Below are 17,220 nucleotides of genomic sequence, written 5' to 3'. Positions count from 1 at the left end.
ATGGCGAGTCAAATCGGTCAGCCGACCACAATCCAGTTGACGAAACACATCCAATTCGCCGTCATCATCGGTTCAGGGGTGATGGGTGCAGGCATCGCGGCACATCTTGCGAATGCTGGCATACGGACATTGATGCTTGATATCGTACCAAAAGAACTTACAGCACAAGAAGAGAAGCAGGGCTTGACGCTGAGTGATCCGCGCGTCCGTTCCCGCATCGCGCGCGATAACCGCGAAAAACTCTTGAAACAAAACCCAGCACCACTGGCGTCGAAGAAATTGATCGACTTCATCGAGGTCGGAAACTTAGAAGACGACTTAGAGCGTTTGAAAGAAGCAGACTGGATCGTTGAAGTCGTTGTCGAACGACTCGATGTCAAACAGCAATTGTTTGAAACGATCGAACCGTTCATTCGGGAAGACGCAATCGTCAGCTCGAACACATCGGGCATTTCGATTGAAGCAATGCGCGAAGGGCGCTCGGAATCGTTCAACCGTCGTTTCCTCGGGACACACTTCTTTAACCCACCACGTTATCTGAAGTTACTCGAGTTGATTCCAACGTCAGACACGGATCCAAGTGTCGTCGACTTCATGAAACAATTCGCAGAAGAACGACTCGGGAAAGGCGTCGTCATCGCGAAGGACACACCGAACTTCATCGGTAACCGAATCGGGACATACGGTCTCCTCGTGACGATGGACGAGATGAAAAAAGGTGGTTATTCGATCGGGGAGGTCGATTCCGTCACCGGTCCATTACTCGGACGTCCAGGGTCAGCGACGTTCCGAACACTCGACGTCGTCGGCATCGACACGTTCGTTCATGTCGCGAACAACGTCTATGACTTGTTGCCAGAAGGCGAAGAGAAGGAGACGTTCGCGGTTCCGGCTGAAATGCGTCGCCTTGTCGAACAAGGGTCGCTCGGTGCGAAGACCGGTCAAGGCTTCTATAAGAAAGTCGGAAAACAGATCCTTGAACTTGATCTTGAGACATTCGAGTACGTTGAAAAGAAAGCGCTTACTGAACCGTCGATCGGACAAGCAAAAGCACTTCCGGGCGCAAAAAACAAACTGAAGGCCGTCGTCTTCGCACAAGATCGTGTCGGTGCGTTACTCTGGCCAATCCACGCGAAAACATTGCTCTATTCGGCACAACTGACAGGCGAGATCGCAGACGACATCAAAGCGATCGACGAAGCAATGAAATGGGGCTTCGGCTGGAAGATGGGACCGTTCGAGACATGGGATGCACTTGGCGTCGAGAAAACGGTCGCGAAGATGAAACAAGATGGATACGCGGTACCGGCATGGGTCGATGAGATGCTCGCAGCAGGAAAGACGAGTTTCTATGATGCATCGGGTCGTCATTATGACGTTGCAACAAAAGACTACGTCGGAGCGACAGTCAATCCGAAGGAAATCCGACTCCGTGATGTTCGGAAGTCAAACGGTGTCTTACTCGAGAATAACGGAGCACGCCTGCTTGATATCGGCGACGATGTCGCAGTCCTCGAGTTTACATCGAAGAGCAACGCGATTGGCGTCGACATCATGCAGATGATCGAACAGTCAGTCGATTTAGTTGAGAAAAACCACCGTGGTCTCGTCATCGCAAACGATGGCAAAAACTTCTGTGTCGGTGCGAACTTAGCGATGATGCTGATGGAAGCAGAAGATGAGAACTGGTTCGAACTCGACTGGATCATCAACAAATTCCAACAATCGATTCAAAAGATTCGTTACGCATCGCGCCCAATCGTCGCTGCACCACAAGGGATGACGCTTGGTGGTGGTACGGAGATCTCGCTTCCGGCAGCTCGTCTGCAAGCTGGTCTTGAAACGTACATGGGACTCGTCGAAGTCGGTGTCGGTCTGATTCCAGGAGGCGGCGGAAACGTCAACACGTATCGTCGACTGTTAGAAAACACACCAGACGGACTCGTCAACATCGAGAAAGCAGCGCAAAAGACATTTGAAAACGTCGCGATGGCAAAAGTCTCAAAATCAGCCTTTGAAGCACGGGAACTCGGATATGTTCGCTCCATTGATCAAATCTCAATGAACCGCGATCACTTGACGTATGATGCGAAACAACTTGTCTTGGAACTTGACCGGATTGGCTACACGGCACCAGCGAAAGCGAAAATTCCAGTCGTTGGTCGCGCCGGTAAAGCGACGCTTGAACTCGCAACACGCGAAATGTTCTACGGCGGTTATATCTCAGAACATGATTTGAAAATCGCAAGTAAACTCGCACACGTCATCGCCGGTGGGAACGTCGCCTTCGGTAGCCACGTCGATGAACAATATATGCTCGACATCGAACGGGAAGCCTTCTTGAGCCTGATCGGTGAGATGAAAACACAACAACGGATGCAGCACATGCTCGTCAAAGGCAAGCCGCTTCGTAACTGAGGACTGGGGGGATTCGGATGAAGGAAGCAGTAATCGTCGCCGGTGCACGAACACCGGTCGGAAAAGCAAAAAAGGGCGCATTCAAGTCAATGCGCTCGGATGAATTAGCAGGCATCGCCATCCAGGAAACGTTGAAACGGTCCGGTTACACGGGAGCGGTCGATGACGTCATCCTCGGATGTGCCTTACCGGAAGCAGAGCAAGGGATGAACATCGCCCGGTACGCTTCAGTCCTTGGTGGATTATCACACGAGGTACCGGCAATCACAATAAACCGGTACTGCTCAAGTGGTTTACAATCGATTGCTGACGCGGCAATGAAAATCATGACGGGTCAAGCAACCGCTGTCGTCGCCGGTGGACTCGAATCTATGAGTCAAGTCCCGATGCCGGGTCACGTCGTCCGACCTAATCCGTCGATCGTCGATACGGCACCGGAGTACTACATGAGCATGGGGCATACAGCGGAGCAAGTCGCTGCAACCTACAATGTCTCACGAGAAGATCAAGATGCCTTTGCACTAAAGAGTCACCAAAAGGCAGCAGCCGCAATCGCAGCTGGTAAGTTTGCTGAAGAAATCGTCCCAGTGACGGTGACGGAACAATTCGTCAACGATGAACTGAAAATCGAAGAGAAGACATTCGTCGTCGAGCACGATGAAGGCGTTCGTCCAGATTCGTCTCCTGAAGGTCTTGCGAAACTTCGCCCAGCATTCCGCCTTGGCGGAAGCGTCACGGCAGGAAACTCTTCGCAGACGTCAGACGGCGCAGCTGCCGTCCTCGTCATGGAACGGGAAGAGGCAGAACGCCAAGGCTTACCGATTCTCGGCAAGTTCAAATCGTTCGCTGTCGGTGGTGTCCGTCCGGAAGTCATGGGTATCGGACCGGTTGTCGCGATTCCGAAGGCGCTCGAACTCGCAGGCATCACGCTTGAGGACGTCGGTTTAATCGAGTTGAACGAAGCGTTCGCTTCGCAGTCGCTCGGAGTCATCCGTGAGCTTGGACTAAATGAAGACATCGTCAACGTCAACGGTGGAGCAATTGCCCTCGGTCATCCACTCGGTTGTACAGGAACGAAATTGACATTAACGCTCTTGCATGAAATGAAACGCCGGAATGTCCAGTATGGTGTCGTCTCGATGTGTATCGGTGGCGGAATGGGCGCAGCAGGTGTATTCGAACTAGTTGAAGGAGGAACAGGACAATGAGCCAAACGACAAACGAATTAATCAAAGGTGGCAGTTTTGTATTAGATGAGTTAGCACCAGAACGTCTTTTCACACCAGAGGATTTCTCAGAAGAACACAAAATGGTTGGTGATATGACAGCGAAGTTCGTCGAAGATCGTGTCGTTCCTGTCCTTGACCGGATCGAAAAACACGAGTTCGAACTGTCGGTCGGTCTACTCCGTGAAGCAGGCGAGCTTGGTTTACTCGGTGCAGATGTTCCGGAAGCATACGGCGGCTATCAGATGGATAAGATTTCGTCTTCGATCATCACGGAGAAGTTCGCGCGTGGTCGTTCATTCGCCCTCAGCTACGGCGCACACGTCGGAATCGGTTCGTTGCCAATCGTCTTCTTCGGTAACGAAGAGCAAAAGCATAAATATTTGCCGAAACTCGCTTCAGGGGAGTGGATCGCTTCGTACGCATTGACAGAGCCAGGCTCTGGTTCGGATGCCCTCGGTGCTAAAACGACAGCTGTCTTGAATGAAGCAGGAACGCACTACATCCTAAACGGTGAAAAACAATGGATCACGAACGCTGGTTTCGCAAGCTTGTTCGTCGTCTACGCAAAAATCGACGGTGACAAGTTCACAGCCTTCCTCGTTGAAGGATCATATCCAGGCGTCTCGACAGGCGTCGAGGAGCAGAAGATGGGAATCAAAGGGTCATCGACACGGACGTTGATCTTACAAGATGCAGAAGTACCAGTCGATAACGTCCTTGGTGAGATTGGACGCGGCCACGTCATCGCCTTTAACATCTTGAACGTCGGTCGTTATAAATTAGCTGTTGGTGCTGTTGGTTCGTCAAAACGGGCGATCGATCTCGCCGTTCAGTACTCGAACGAACGTAAGCAGTTCAAAACACCAATCAGCTCGTTCCCATTGATTCAAGAAAAACTCGCGACGATGGCAGCACAGACGTATGCGATGGAAAGTTCAGTCTATCGGACAGGTGGTCTGTTCCAAGATAGCCTTGATCAGCTGTCGGAAGAAGAGAGCAAAGACGGTAAGAAAATCGCCGATGCCATCGCTGAGTATGCGATTGAATGCTCGATGAACAAAGTCTTTGCTTCGGAAACATTTGATTACGTTATCGACGAAGCAGTTCAGATTCACGGTGGTTACGGCTTCATGGCAGAATATGAAGTCGAGAACATGTACCGCGATTCACGGATCAACCGGATCTTCGAAGGAACGAACGAAATCAACCGTCTCCTCGTACCAGGAACATTGCTGAAGAAAGCGATGAAAGGCGAGTTGCCATTGCTTGCGGAAGCACAGCGTCTGCAACAAGAAGTGATGAGCTTCATGCCGACAGAAATCGGAACAGCACCACTTGATCGCGAACGTCATTTACTTGCGATGATGAAAAAAATCTTCTTGTTGACTGCCGGAACAGCGGTCCAGAAATACCAGGACAAACTCCAAGGCGAGCAAGAGATCTTAGCGAATACAGCCGACATCATGAGTGCAATCTATGCGCTTGAGTCAGCGATCGTCCGGACGGACAAAGCGATTGCCGATAAAGGCATCGAGAAGAGCGAACTGAAAGTCCGTTATACGGAAGTCTTCGCGCAACAAGCATTCGAAGCTGTCGAGCGTGACGCGAAAGAGACTCTTTACGCGGCAGCAAGCGGCGACGAACTTCGGATGTTGCTCTCAGCGCTCAAAAAATTCAGCCGTTACCAGCCGATCAACGTCATCGGTACAAAACGCGACATCGCAAAACGTCTCATCGAGTCAAACAAATATACGGTCTAAGTCAGGTTTACCGCTTCGCCTTTGCAGGGAAAATCTCTGTAAAGGCGAAGTTTTTGGTTGAGGAGGGAAAACGAGATGCGCCAAGAATTGGTTGAACTGCAATTTGCGATTGCCTACTATCAATCCCTTGAACGTTTGTCGCCAGAAGAATGGAATCTGCCGCTTGCCCTTAACAAGTGGACCGTCCTTGAATGTGTCAGCCACCTCTATTTATGGGACCGTTTTTATTATGATCATGCTATCTCGAAGTTACCGGACGAACCGCTGACGCTTGTCGAGACGGATTTCGATCAGTTCAATCGACTGGCGGTCGAGTATGCGCATCATATCGATCCGCTTGCCTTACTGAAGAAAGCGATTAGTGTCCGGCGTGATATCGTCGATCACCTCGATCGTCTGTCTGACGCGCAATTTGAAGCGACCTATGATGATTTTCGACCGTTAGAATTCGTCGAGTCGTTCGTTGCCCATGACGCCCATCATCAAGATCAGATCGACGGGGCGCTCGCACGCTTGAAGCAGAAGTGATCCATCTGCTACTCTTGGAAGTGAGGTGATGAACATGACAACAACAGTCACGATGTACGGCTATCCGAAATGTAGTACGTGCGTCAAAGCAAAAAAAGCACTCGAACAGCACGGTGTCGAAGTCGATTACAAACATATCGTCGAGGAGACACCGTCTGCAGCAACGATTCAGGAGCTCCATCAAAAAAGTGGGGAGCCGTTGAAGAAATTCTTCAACACGAGCGGTCAATCGTATCGTTCGCAAGGTATTAAGGACAAACTTCCTACGTTATCGGAAGACGAGCAATACAAGTTGCTCGCAAGTGACGGCATGTTGCTGAAACGTCCAATCGTTACCGACGGGAAAGACGTCACGATTGGCTTCAAAGAAGAATTGTATCAAGGAAAATGGTATTAAGTTCAGAGTCGATTTTGGTATACTGAACACGTTAGTCCAAATTAGTCCACAGGGGGAATCGGAAATGAGTCAAGTAAAAGACAACTTACGCTATTCGGAAGAACATGAATGGGTCGAAGTATCAGGAAACAAAGCGCGCATCGGAATCACGGATTTCGCGCAACACGAACTCGGGGATATCGTCTTCGTCGAATTGCCTGAAGTCGGGGATACAATCTCAGCAAACGAGCCATTCGGTTCAGTCGAGTCGGTCAAGACGGTTTCGGAACTATACGCACCGATCTCTGGTAAAGTCGTTGCCATCAATGAAAACCTTTCGGATTCCCCAGAACTCGTCAACGAGTCACCATTTGAAGGCGCTTGGATGGTCGACATCGAAATCGAAGATGCTTCACAAGTCGAAGCATTGATGGACGCTGCAGCGTACAAATCGATGATCAACGAGTAATACTTAACGAAAAGAGAGTGAACGAGGCGCATGCGTTTCGTCCGCTCTCTTTTTTTTGTATACTGACGACAGATACCACGAAGAAAGGAGCGATCCCGATGCAAGAGGTCACGACTGTCCCGGAAAGCGGGTTGTTGTATGTCTATGCACCGATGTGCGGGACATGCGCCATCGCAGAACGCATGCTTGATATCGTCGAAGCTACGGATTCAGGTCAATCGATTCAGAAGGCGAATGGGAATTTCATCCCGGACTTCTTAGAAGAAGCCCGTGTCATGAGCGTGCCCGCTTTATTACGAATTGAGGAAAATCAAGTCGTAGAGCGACTTTATGCCTTCCAGTCCGTCCAAAACGTCTTCGCTTTCTGTCAAGAACGTTAAGAAAAGTCCAACTGGATTTTTCTTTTTGTTAAATTGTCGGAATATTTACAATAATCCGTTGACAACGCAGAAATATGAATGGTATATTCATAACAACTTCTAGAAATGCATTATAGGAAGTCTAGCAGAGGTGATCGTTCAATACGCTTCAAGTCTTGAACCCTTTCTCCCATCCTAAGCCCGTGTATTGTCTCCCCTTAAGTCGTCCCCCAAAGACGAAGCGGTGCAATAGATAGGTGGTGGATCGAAAGGACCGATCAAGAAGTGAACGTAAGCTGGCGATCATGTCGAACAGGCGCCGTCCTCCACGCGGAAGAGCGAACAATTCCGAATGGAGCTGGGTTTTCCTTCGTAGCGTTTCTAACCACATTATTCGTGTTGTCGGTTCGCCGGCAACGCCTTTTTTTGTTTTCTGGAAGTTTTTTCGAGCCGGTCGCTTGCCAGGATAGGATCTCCTTGCTACAATGCGAATAAGGAAAATTACTTTAATTCATATCCGATTACTCGGAATTAACTGGTGAGATGGAGGACGACAAGGCATGACAGTACGTTTTATGGATGTTTTCACAGAATGGGCATCGACGTATGACGAGACAGTAACCGGGCACGATCCGGAGTATAAGGAAGTCTTTCGTCGATACGATGAAATTTTGGATACAGTAGCGGATAAAGCGCAGTCGCCGGTCATTGAATTCGGAGCAGGCACAGGGAACCTGACACAACGTCTTCTGACACGTCATGACGCCGTACTTGCCGTCGAACCAAGTCCGGAGATGCGGGCGATTTTGACGGAAAAGATTCCATCGCTTGATGTACAGGACGGTCACTTCCTCTCGTTCGAAGCGAAGGAAGCAAGCAGTTTCGTCTCCACTTATGCGTTTCATCATCTAACGGATGAGGAAAAGGGAGAAGCAATCGATCTGATGGCGTCACATTTACCGAAAGACGGAAAAATCGTCTACGCGGATACGATGTTCGTCTCAGAAGAGGCACGCCTGCAAACAATCCGCGAAGCGCGCGCACAAGGGTTTGATGCGTTAGCAGAAGATCTCGAACGCGAGTTTTACCCGTTGATTCCAGTCATGGAAGAATTGTTTACAGCACGGGGATTCACTGTTAAATTTATACAATACAATCACTTCGTCTGGCTCGTAGAAGCCGAGAAAATGGGGGAATAAATCATGGCACTTCAAAAAATGAACGTCGAAAGCTTTAACCTGGATCACACGAAAGTCAAAGCACCTTACATCCGCGTCGCAGGATATAAAGAAGGTAAAGTGGACCAAGTCGTAAAATACGACATCCGTTTCACACAACCAAACGTTGAGCAAATGCCGATGCGTGCGATGCACACACTCGAGCACTTACTTGCTGAAAACATCCGCAACTACTCGGATGATGTCATCGATGTTTCGCCAATGGGATGCCAAACAGGTTTCTACATGGCGATGATGAACTTCGACTCGGTCGAAAAAATGAGCGAACTCGTTGAGAAGACGTTAAATGACGTCCTCGCAGCAGAAGAGATTCCAGCGCAAAACGAAGTCCAATGTGGATTTGCAAGCGCACATGACCTCAAAGGAGCGAAGCACTATGCCGAGAAAATGCTTGCCGGTCGTGATGAATGGGACATCGTCTTCGGATGATTGCGAACAACGTCCGCGACCTCGTCGGAAACACACCACTCTACGAGATCACTTCATTCGATTTGCCTGCTGGTACGCACATTTTGGCGAAGCTCGAATGGATGAACCCTGGGGGCAGCGTCAAAGACCGCCTTGGCATTCAACTCGTTGATGCAGCAATCGAAAACGGACATGTGACACCAGGCGGTACGATCATCGAGCCGACAGCCGGGAATACCGGCATCGGCTTGGCGCTCGCCGCTAAGAAATACGATCTACAAGTCATTTGTGTCGTTCCAGAAAAATTCAGTCAGGAAAAGCAGACGTTGATGCGGGCACTCGGCGCAACCGTCGTCAACACGCCGACTGAACTTGATATGCAAGGGGCAATCGACCGGGCAAAAGAACTCGGTCAAGAAATTCCGAACAGTTACGTTCCGTTACAATTCGAAAACGAAGAGAACCCAGTCACGTATCAGCGGACACTCGGTCCTGAGCTGATTGCGGACTTACCGCACATCGACTGGTTCGTTGCCGGTTGTGGTTCAGGTGGCACGTTTGCCGGAACAGCGGACTTCTTAAAACAACGTCTCGGTACAAAAGCGGCAATCGTTGAACCGGAAGGCTCCGTCTTAAACGGTGGTCCAGCCGGTCCGCACAAGACAGAAGGCATCGGTACAGCAAAATGGCCAAGTCTCGTGCCGCGTGAGCTCGTCGACGAGATTCATACGATCTCTGATCGCGATGCGTTTGACGCGGTCCATACACTTGCCGCTCGTGAAGGACTACTCGTCGGTAGTTCAGCAGGTGCAGCGCTCGTTGCTGCGCTTGATATCGCGAAGCGTCACCCCGGCAGTACGATCGTCACGGTCTTCGCAGACAGTGCCGAACGTTACTTAAGCCAACAAATCTTTGAAAAGGTGGACGAAACTCATGCGTAAGAAGACAGCATTGATTCATGGAGGAACAGGTGTCGACCGGGCAACAGGTGCCGTCACACCACCGATCTATCAAACAAGCACATATAAGCAAGATAAAATCGGTCAACTCAAAGACGGATACGAATACTCGCGGACAGCGAACCCAACACGGACGAGCATCGAACGTTTGATTGCAGATCTTGAAGGCGGCGCACGTGGTTTTGCATTCGGTTCTGGAATGGCAGCGATCCATGCCGTCTTCCATTTGCTTGAGTCTGGTGACCACATCGTCATGACAGATGACGTCTACGGTGGAACGTTCCGCTTAATGCAACGCGTCTTACCGAAATTCAACATCCAAGTGACATTCGTGGATACGACGGATCTTGCGGCAACGGAAGCAGCGATTCAAGACAACACGAAGATCGTCTACGTCGAAACACCGACGAATCCATTGTTGAAAGTAACAGACATCGAGGCAATCGCAACGATTGCAAAACGTCACGATCTCAAACTCGTCGTCGACAATACGTTCGCAACACCATACCATCAACAACCACTCGCACTCGGTGCAGATATTGTCTTGCACAGTGCAACAAAATACATCGGCGGACACTCGGACGTCGTCGCTGGACTTGTCGTCGTCAAAGATGATGCGCTCGGCGAAGAACTGCACTTCATCCAAAACTCGACAGGCGGCGTGCTTGGACCGCAAGATAGCTTCTTGCTCGTCCGTGGTCTTCGGACACTCGGTATCCGGATGGATGCGATCGAAGAAACAGCACATGATCTCGTTTCGTTCTTACAAGCACAAGACATCGTCTCGAACATCTTCTACCCAGGACTTGCATCGCATCCTGGACATGACATTCAAGCAAAACAAGCGACTGGATTCGGTGGAATGATCAGCTTTGATGTCGGTTCAGCAGCGAACGCAGAAAAACTCGTCGAGGCAACACACTTCTTCACACTTGCTGAGAGTCTTGGCGCCGTCGAGAGTCTGATTTCCGTTCCGGCACGGATGACGCACGCGTCAATTCCAGCAGAACGTCGGGCAGAGCTCGGGATCACAGACGGTCTCGTTCGGATTTCAGTTGGACTTGAGGATGCGGAAGATTTGAAAGAAGACTTAACACGTGCTTTCACGTTCCTCGAAAAAGTTTCTGAAAAAACTGTTTGACAACAAAAATAACCCCTGCTAATATTCAGAATATATTCTACAAACTTAATACCGAAACTCTTATCGAGAGTGGTGGAGGGACTGGCCCGATGAAACCCGGCAACCGCGGATCTAATCCGAAGTGGTGCTAATTCCAGCAGACAAAAGTCTGGGAGATGAGAGCAAATGGTTTTGTGTACTGAAAAGTGCGCGCGTTTGCTCTAAAACGCGCGCACTTTTTTTATTTAGGAGGGACAGTTGTGATTCGTTTACAAGACGTAGGAAAGATTTATCGCTCAAAGCGCGGAGCGGTCGAAGCCGTCGCGAATGTCGATCTGACAATCGAGCGCGGTGAAATTTTTGGAATAATCGGTTATTCCGGTGCAGGGAAATCAACCTTGATCCGGTTGCTGAATATGCTTGAAGCACCAACGAGTGGTTCAATCCAAATCGATGGTGTCGAAATGACATCGCTGAAACCTAAAGAATTACGAGGCGTCCGCAAGAATGTCTCGATGGTTTTCCAGCACTTCAACTTACTCTGGTCACGGACTGTTGAAGAAAACATCATGTTCCCACTCGAACTCGGTGGTTTCCCGAAGGCTCGCCGTAAGGAACGAGTCGCTGAGTTGATCAAACTCGTTGGGCTTGACGGACGAGAAGGGGCTTACCCGTCTCAGTTATCCGGTGGTCAAAAGCAACGTGTCGGTATCGCTCGGGCACTGGCATCGAATCCGGACGTTCTCTTATGTGACGAGGCAACGAGTGCACTCGATCCAAAAACGACGGACTCGATCCTTGAGTTACTCGTCGACATCAACGAAAAACTGAAATTGACGATCGTCTTGATCACACACGAGATGCACGTCATTCAAAAAATCTGTCATCGGGTCGCCGTTATGGAAGCCGGTAAAATCGTCGAGCAAGGACCGGTCGCAGAAGTCTTCCGTCATCCGAAGCAAGCGATGACGAAGGAATTCGTCAAACAATTGACGTCACCATCAGAAAACGAGTTGACGTTCGCAAAACTCCGCGAACGGTACCCAACCGGTAAAATCGTTCAGTTGACGTTCGTCGGATCGACAGCGGAAAGCCCGATCCTTGCGGAAGTCATGAAGGATTCACCAGTCCTGTTCAATATCATCGGCGGAAACGTCGGTCAGTCACAGGAAGGGGCACTCGGTACACTGTTCATTCAGTTGATCGGGGAAACAGACGCAACACAAGCGGTCATCACGAAGCTTCAAGCCAGTGATGTTGAAGTGGAGGTGGATCACCGATGATTTCATTCTTTGACAACCTAGATTGGGACATGGTGTGGGAAGCAACAGGCAGCACCGTCTATATGACGGCAATCGCTGGTGTTTCGACATTCGTTCTTGGTTTAATCATTGGTTTACTATTATTTGCGACAAACGAAGAGTTGTTATTCAAGAACCGAGCGTTCTATTCGATCTTGAGCTTAGTCGTCAACGTCTTCCGTTCGATTCCGTTCATCATCTTACTGATCTTATTGATTCCGTTCACGACGGCAATCGTCGGTTCGTTCCTCGGACCAACGGCAGCACTACCCGCACTGATTTTCGGTGCCGCACCGTTTTACGGTCGGATGGTTGAACTTGCGTTACGCGAAGTCGATAAAGGTGTCATCGAGGCAGCTGAATCGATGGGCGCGACGAAGTTCCAGATCATCTATAAAGTCTTAATCCCGGAAGCATTGCCTGCGATCGTTTCGGGAATCACAGTCACACTCGTTTCACTTGTCGGTTATACGGCAATGGCCGGAGTAGTCGGCGGAGGTGGACTTGGGGACATGGCCTTCATCGAAGGATTCCAGCGTTCTCAAAACGATGTCATCGTCATTGCGACACTCTTAATCTTAGCAATCGTCTTCGTCATCCAAATCATTGGTGACTTGCTGATCCGAGCGATCGATAAACGTTAATTCAAATTTTATTCATATTGGAGGAATCATTCATGAAAGTTTGGAAAAAATTCGTAGGTACTGCCGCTGTATCCGTTTTAGCAATCAGCCTTGCTGCATGTGGCGAAGAATCATCAGGATCAGGTAGCGACGATAAGACACTCGTCGTTGGTGCATCGAATGTACCGCACGCTGAGATTCTTGAGCACGTTAAAAAAGAGTATGAAGCAAAAGGCTATAAGCTCGAAATCCAAAAGTTCCAAGATTACGTACTTCCGAACAAAGCGCTCGCAGCGAAAGAAATCGATGCGAACTACTTCCAGCACGTACCGTACCTTGAGCAACAAGAGAAAGAAAACAAATCGTATAAGTTCGCGAACGCAGGTGGCGTCCACGTTGAACCACTCGGTATCTATTCGAAGAAATACAAGTCACTCGATAAGTTACCAAACGGTGCAACGATCTTAACGAGCTCAAACGTTGCGGAACGCGGTCGTGTCTTGACGTTCCTTCAAAACGAAGGGTTGATCAAACTTAAAGATGGTAAAACGACAGACGCGCAACTTGGTGACATCGCGGAGAACCCGAAGAAACTCAAGTTCAAGACGAACATCGAAGCATCACTTCTTCCACAAGCTTACAAAAACAATGAAGGCGACGCAGTCCTCATCAACACGAACTATGCGATCGATAACGGTCTGAACCCATTGAAAGACGCAATCGCATCAGAAGATGAGTCTTCACCGTACGTCAACATCATCGTTACACGTGATGGCGATGAAAAAGACAAGCGTGTCACAGCACTTCTTGACGTGCTACACGAAAAGAAAAACCAAGATTGGATTCTCGACAAGTACAAAGGTGCGGTCGTTCCAGTCAGCAAATAAATTCACCGAAGCCGGCATCCTTCCTATATAATGGAAGGATGCTTTTCATTTGTCTGAAACAGGGGTTAGGGGGAATCACATGCAACGCATTCGTCAACTGCATCCGTTGACACTCGGGGTCTTGTTCGGGACGTTTTTCTCGCGTCTTGGAACGTTCATCACGATGCCGTTCTTCGCCATCTACATGACGACCGTATTGAAGTTTGATCCGGTCGATGTCGGCTGGGTCCTCAGTATCTCAGCGATCGCCAGTCTCGTCATGAGCTTCATCGGCGGTACATTGTCGGACCGCTACGGTCGCCGGGCGATGATGCTCGCCGGAACGATTGGGTTTGCGATCGTCTTCATCGCACTCGCCCAAGTCGAGACGTTTTGGGCATTCTTTACGCTCAGTGCCTTGAACGGGGTCTGTCGCTCGATCTTCGAACCATCCGCTCGTGCCTTGATCAGTGATACGACGGATGAAGCTAACCGGTTGTTCGTCTTCAACATCCGTTATGCGATGATCAATATCGCTGCAGCGATCGGTCCGGGAATCGCCTTACTGCTGAGTGCGGGGAACACGTCAGCGACGTTTTACATCACGGCGTTCGTCTATATCGCGTACGGGGTGATGATCGGTATCTTGTTCAAACGCCATCCGATTACTGAAACACACGGTGGAAAAAAGGTCTCGTTCGGTGCAACGATTCGTCTGTTGCGGACGGATATCGCCTTTACGCTCGCACTCGCCGGTATCATCTTCGGTGTCTTCGGTTACAGTCAGTTCAACTCGACCTTGCCACAGTTCTTAACGGAGACGTCACTGCTTGAAGGCGGGAAGACGCTTTATGCAATTTTGATTACGATCAATGCAATCACCGTTTTGATCGTGCAGTATCCGATCATGAAGTTTGGTGTTAAGACGTCACCACTCGTCTCGATCACGACCGGGATTGCGACCGTCGCTGTCGGTTTGTTCATCATCGGTAATGCGAGTTCGATTTGGTTGATGGTCGTCGCGATGGTCATCTTCACATGTGGCGAAGTCATGATGTTCACGATGACTGACATCTTGACCGATCGCTTTGCGAAGCCAGAACTACGAGGCAGTTATTTCGGAGCGATGGGGTTAACATCGATTGGTCAATCGATTGGTCCGATTGCCGGTGGTCATTTATTAAGTTTATATGGAGCGGACCGTCCATTACCGATTTTCGGGATATTAGCGGGCTTGACATTATTCGGAATACCACTGCTCTTACTGTCACAACGGATTCATCGGGCTTCGACGATCAAGGAACTAGAAGAACCGGTCACACTTTCGAATGATTCTCAACAAAACGCATGATTTTGAGAAAAAACAACGAGCGATGACGCTTGAATAATACGCCATGTTTCTTTAAGATTAGAATGATACTAAATTAGTAACGCTCGTGTTCTGAATCGTCAGTCACGAAATGAATAGATGGAGGGATTCTAACATGAAGGCTTCACACTTGAAGATTGAAGATCTACACGTCGCGATCGACGGCAAGGAAATCTTGAAAGGCGTCAACTTGGAAATCAAAGGCGGGGAAATCCACGCGGTCATGGGACCAAACGGGACAGGTAAATCAACACTCGCATCAGCATTGATGGGTCATCCATCGTACGAAGTAACATCTGGTTCGGTCACACTCGACGGCGAAGACGTCCTCGACATGGAAGTCGATGAGCGCGCACAAGCGGGTATGTTCCTCGCAATGCAGTACCCGAGCGAAATTAGTGGTGTTACAAACTCAGACTTCCTTCGTTCAGCGATCAACTCGCGTCGTGAAGAAGGCGATGAAATCTCACTCATGAAGTTCATCCGTGAGCTTGATTCACAAATGGGTCTTCTCGAGATGCCTTCAGAAATGGCACACCGTTACCTCAACGAAGGTTTCTCTGGTGGAGAAAAGAAACGTAACGAAATTCTTCAAATGATGATGCTCAAACCAGCGATTGCAATTCTTGATGAAATCGATTCAGGTCTTGATATCGATGCACTTAAAGTCGTTGCAAAAGGTGTCAACGAAATGCGTTCACCTGAATTCGGCTGCTTGATCATCACGCACTACCAACGTCTCTTGAACTATATCGAGCCAGACTTCATCCACATCATGATGGGCGGAAAAATCGTCATGTCTGGTGGTAAAGAACTCGCACACCGTCTCGAAGCAGAAGGTTATGACTGGGTTAAAAAAGAACTCGGCATCGAAGACGTCGAAATCGAAACAAAAGCGTAAGACGAGGGAGGAAGCATGATGACTGTAGAACTGAATCTTGCAGTAAATCGCGAGGCAGTGGCAGAACGTGCGACTCGCTTAGGGGAACCATCTTGGATGGTCGCAAAGCGTCAAGACGCGCTTGATCTTGCCCCAACGCTCGCATTGCCAAAAGTAGAAAAAATCAAGATTGAAGGCTGGAACTTCACAGAAGGTACGACGGAACTTGAAACCGTCACTGGTCTTTCTTCAGATATCGAAGCATTGATCGGTGAAAACCGTGATCACATGCTCGTCACGCGTAACGGACAACTCGTCCACGCGCAAAACAGTGAAGCGGCGAACGGCGTCATCTTCACGACGCTCGAAGACGCATTAAAACAACACCCGGAACTCGTCGAGAAGTACTTCATGACGGAAGGTGTTCAAGTCAACGAAGATCGTCTTGCGGCATTAAACGCAGCACTTCGTAACGGTGGTACGTTCCTTTATGTACCAAAAGGCGTCAAGCTTTCTGTACCGATGCAAGCGATCTACACGCTTGAGCAATCAGGCGCAGCCCTTTACCACCACGCAATCATCGTCGCAGATGCTGACAGCGAATTGACGTATATCGAGAACTTCGTCTCTTACGGTGACGAAGCACATAACGTCAACGTCGTCACAGAAGTATTCGTCGAAGATAACGCAAAAGTCCTCTTTGGTGGTGTTGATACACTATCTAAGGGTGCCATCACGTATATGAACCGTCGTGGTGTCGTCAAACAAGGCGCGAAGCTCGAATGGGCACTCGGCCACATGAATGACGGTCACACGGTCACAGAAACAAAAACACACCTTGTCGGAAACGATTCTTTCTCAGATACGAAAGCCGTTACGGTCGGTCGTGGAGAGCAAAAACAAAACTTCAACGTCCGTACGGACCACTTCGGTAAAGGATCAGAAGGTTTCATCTTGATCCACGGTGTCCAAAAAGACGCAGCAACATCGATCTTCAACGGAACGTCGATGATCCATCACGGCGCTTCAAAATCAAACGGCGTTCAAACGGAACGTGTCCTCATGTTGTCTGAAAAGGCACGTGGTGATGCGAATCCGATCCTCTTGATCGATGAGGATGACGTCATGGCAGGACACGCGGCATCTGTCGGTCGTGTCGATGAATTACAACTCTACTACTTGATGAGCCGTGGCCTTTCACGGAAGGAAGCAGAACGCCTCGTCGTTCACGGTTTCCTCCAGCCAGTCGTCTCGGAACTTGCGATTGACTCGGTGAAAGAACGTCTCGTTCAAGTCATCGAAGGGAAAGTAAACTAA

At 49.4% G+C, this 17,220-nt stretch carries 17 protein-coding genes and 1 riboswitch; all 17 genes read left to right on the top strand.

Annotated elements, in window-relative coordinates:
* The 17 genes from K6T22_RS13045 (at position 1) to sufD (ending at position 17,220) form a co-directional block, all read left to right on the top strand.
* Positions 1 to 2,418, top strand: coding sequence for a 3-hydroxyacyl-CoA dehydrogenase/enoyl-CoA hydratase family protein (locus K6T22_RS13045; protein ID WP_238237701.1), 2,418 nt, complete (start codon positions 1 to 3; stop codon positions 2,416 to 2,418).
* A gap of 17 nt (positions 2,419 to 2,435) precedes the next feature.
* Positions 2,436 to 3,626 (top strand): acetyl-CoA C-acetyltransferase, encoded by a 1,191-nt coding sequence (locus K6T22_RS13040; RefSeq protein ID WP_238237700.1) that lies wholly within the window; start codon positions 2,436 to 2,438, stop codon positions 3,624 to 3,626.
* Positions 3,623 to 5,407, top strand: coding sequence for an acyl-CoA dehydrogenase FadE (locus K6T22_RS13035; protein WP_023469171.1), 1,785 nt, complete (start codon positions 3,623 to 3,625; stop codon positions 5,405 to 5,407). Before K6T22_RS13040 ends, K6T22_RS13035 begins: the two co-directional genes overlap by 4 nt.
* 75 nt (positions 5,408 to 5,482) lie before the next feature.
* Positions 5,483 to 5,935 (top strand): DinB family protein, encoded by a 453-nt coding sequence (locus K6T22_RS13030; protein WP_238237699.1) that lies wholly within the window; start codon positions 5,483 to 5,485, stop codon positions 5,933 to 5,935.
* A 34-nt stretch (positions 5,936 to 5,969) separates the two neighbouring features.
* On the top strand, positions 5,970 to 6,332 hold the full coding sequence (locus K6T22_RS13025; RefSeq protein ID WP_238237698.1) for an arsenate reductase family protein: 363 nt from the start codon (positions 5,970 to 5,972) through the stop codon (positions 6,330 to 6,332).
* 64 nt (positions 6,333 to 6,396) lie between these two features.
* Positions 6,397 to 6,780: a glycine cleavage system protein GcvH gene (gene gcvH, locus K6T22_RS13020; RefSeq protein WP_029342437.1), complete on the top strand. Its 384-nt coding sequence runs from the start codon at positions 6,397 to 6,399 to the stop codon at positions 6,778 to 6,780.
* A 98-nt stretch (positions 6,781 to 6,878) separates the two neighbouring features.
* Positions 6,879 to 7,160, top strand: a complete 282-nt coding sequence (locus tag K6T22_RS13015) for a thioredoxin family protein (protein ID WP_238237697.1) — start codon at positions 6,879 to 6,881, stop codon at positions 7,158 to 7,160.
* Between the two features lie 539 nt (positions 7,161 to 7,699).
* Positions 7,700 to 8,338 carry a class I SAM-dependent methyltransferase gene (locus K6T22_RS13010; protein ID WP_238237696.1) on the top strand — a complete coding sequence of 213 codons (639 nt, stop codon included), beginning with the start codon at positions 7,700 to 7,702 and terminating at the stop codon, positions 8,336 to 8,338.
* A gap of 3 nt (positions 8,339 to 8,341) precedes the next feature.
* Positions 8,342 to 8,806 (top strand): S-ribosylhomocysteine lyase, encoded by a 465-nt coding sequence (locus K6T22_RS13005; protein ID WP_029342435.1) that lies wholly within the window; start codon positions 8,342 to 8,344, stop codon positions 8,804 to 8,806.
* Positions 8,803 to 9,726: a PLP-dependent cysteine synthase family protein gene (locus tag K6T22_RS13000; protein ID WP_238240117.1), complete on the top strand. Its 924-nt coding sequence runs from the start codon at positions 8,803 to 8,805 to the stop codon at positions 9,724 to 9,726. Before K6T22_RS13005 ends, K6T22_RS13000 begins: the two co-directional genes overlap by 4 nt.
* Positions 9,719 to 10,885, top strand: coding sequence for a bifunctional cystathionine gamma-lyase/homocysteine desulfhydrase (locus K6T22_RS12995; protein WP_238237695.1), 1,167 nt, complete (start codon positions 9,719 to 9,721; stop codon positions 10,883 to 10,885). Before K6T22_RS13000 ends, K6T22_RS12995 begins: the two co-directional genes overlap by 8 nt.
* A gap of 57 nt (positions 10,886 to 10,942) precedes the next feature.
* Positions 10,943 to 11,047: riboswitch (SAM riboswitch) on the top strand.
* A gap of 77 nt (positions 11,048 to 11,124) precedes the next feature.
* Positions 11,125 to 12,147, top strand: coding sequence for a methionine ABC transporter ATP-binding protein (locus tag K6T22_RS12990; protein ID WP_238237694.1), 1,023 nt, complete (start codon positions 11,125 to 11,127; stop codon positions 12,145 to 12,147).
* A complete protein-coding gene (locus tag K6T22_RS12985; RefSeq protein WP_238237693.1) occupies positions 12,144 to 12,809 on the top strand; it encodes a methionine ABC transporter permease in 666 nt (221 codons plus the stop codon). The genes K6T22_RS12990 and K6T22_RS12985 overlap by 4 nt, the downstream gene beginning before the upstream one ends.
* 32 nt (positions 12,810 to 12,841) lie before the next feature.
* Positions 12,842 to 13,675 (top strand): MetQ/NlpA family ABC transporter substrate-binding protein, encoded by an 834-nt coding sequence (locus K6T22_RS12980; protein WP_238237692.1) that lies wholly within the window; start codon positions 12,842 to 12,844, stop codon positions 13,673 to 13,675.
* Between the two features lie 79 nt (positions 13,676 to 13,754).
* On the top strand, positions 13,755 to 15,005 hold the full coding sequence (locus K6T22_RS12975; protein ID WP_238237691.1) for an MDR family MFS transporter: 1,251 nt from the start codon (positions 13,755 to 13,757) through the stop codon (positions 15,003 to 15,005).
* 133 nt (positions 15,006 to 15,138) lie between these two features.
* Positions 15,139 to 15,924, top strand: a complete 786-nt coding sequence (sufC, locus tag K6T22_RS12970) for a Fe-S cluster assembly ATPase SufC (RefSeq protein ID WP_023469158.1) — start codon at positions 15,139 to 15,141, stop codon at positions 15,922 to 15,924.
* Between the two features lie 18 nt (positions 15,925 to 15,942).
* Entirely contained in the window at positions 15,943 to 17,220 is a 1,278-nt protein-coding gene (sufD, locus tag K6T22_RS12965; protein ID WP_023469157.1) for a Fe-S cluster assembly protein SufD, read from the top strand.

The sequence above is a fragment of the Exiguobacterium acetylicum genome, assembly GCF_022170825.1.
Taxonomy (GTDB): domain Bacteria; phylum Bacillota; class Bacilli; order Exiguobacteriales; family Exiguobacteriaceae; genus Exiguobacterium_A; species Exiguobacterium_A acetylicum_B.
The sequence above is the reverse complement of the archived record's forward strand: the minus strand, read 5'-3'. Positions and strand labels throughout refer to the sequence as shown.

Coding starts and splice junctions, on each gene's coding strand:
- sufD (WP_023469157.1), top strand. CDS start 15,943: ATGACTGTAGAACTGAATCTTGCAGTAAATCGCGAGGCAGTGGCAGAA.
- K6T22_RS12995 (WP_238237695.1), top strand. CDS start 9,719: ATGCGTAAGAAGACAGCATTGATTCATGGAGGAACAGGTGTCGACCGG.
- K6T22_RS12980 (WP_238237692.1), top strand. CDS start 12,842: ATGAAAGTTTGGAAAAAATTCGTAGGTACTGCCGCTGTATCCGTTTTA.
- K6T22_RS13030 (WP_238237699.1), top strand. CDS start 5,483: ATGCGCCAAGAATTGGTTGAACTGCAATTTGCGATTGCCTACTATCAA.
- K6T22_RS13040 (WP_238237700.1), top strand. CDS start 2,436: ATGAAGGAAGCAGTAATCGTCGCCGGTGCACGAACACCGGTCGGAAAA.
- sufC (WP_023469158.1), top strand. CDS start 15,139: ATGAAGGCTTCACACTTGAAGATTGAAGATCTACACGTCGCGATCGAC.
- gcvH (WP_029342437.1), top strand. CDS start 6,397: ATGAGTCAAGTAAAAGACAACTTACGCTATTCGGAAGAACATGAATGG.
- K6T22_RS13005 (WP_029342435.1), top strand. CDS start 8,342: ATGGCACTTCAAAAAATGAACGTCGAAAGCTTTAACCTGGATCACACG.
- K6T22_RS13025 (WP_238237698.1), top strand. CDS start 5,970: ATGACAACAACAGTCACGATGTACGGCTATCCGAAATGTAGTACGTGC.
- K6T22_RS13045 (WP_238237701.1), top strand. CDS start 1: ATGGCGAGTCAAATCGGTCAGCCGACCACAATCCAGTTGACGAAACAC.
- K6T22_RS12985 (WP_238237693.1), top strand. CDS start 12,144: ATGATTTCATTCTTTGACAACCTAGATTGGGACATGGTGTGGGAAGCA.
- K6T22_RS13015 (WP_238237697.1), top strand. CDS start 6,879: ATGCAAGAGGTCACGACTGTCCCGGAAAGCGGGTTGTTGTATGTCTAT.
- K6T22_RS12975 (WP_238237691.1), top strand. CDS start 13,755: ATGCAACGCATTCGTCAACTGCATCCGTTGACACTCGGGGTCTTGTTC.
- K6T22_RS13000 (WP_238240117.1), top strand. CDS start 8,803: ATGATTGCGAACAACGTCCGCGACCTCGTCGGAAACACACCACTCTAC.
- K6T22_RS13035 (WP_023469171.1), top strand. CDS start 3,623: ATGAGCCAAACGACAAACGAATTAATCAAAGGTGGCAGTTTTGTATTA.
- K6T22_RS13010 (WP_238237696.1), top strand. CDS start 7,700: ATGACAGTACGTTTTATGGATGTTTTCACAGAATGGGCATCGACGTAT.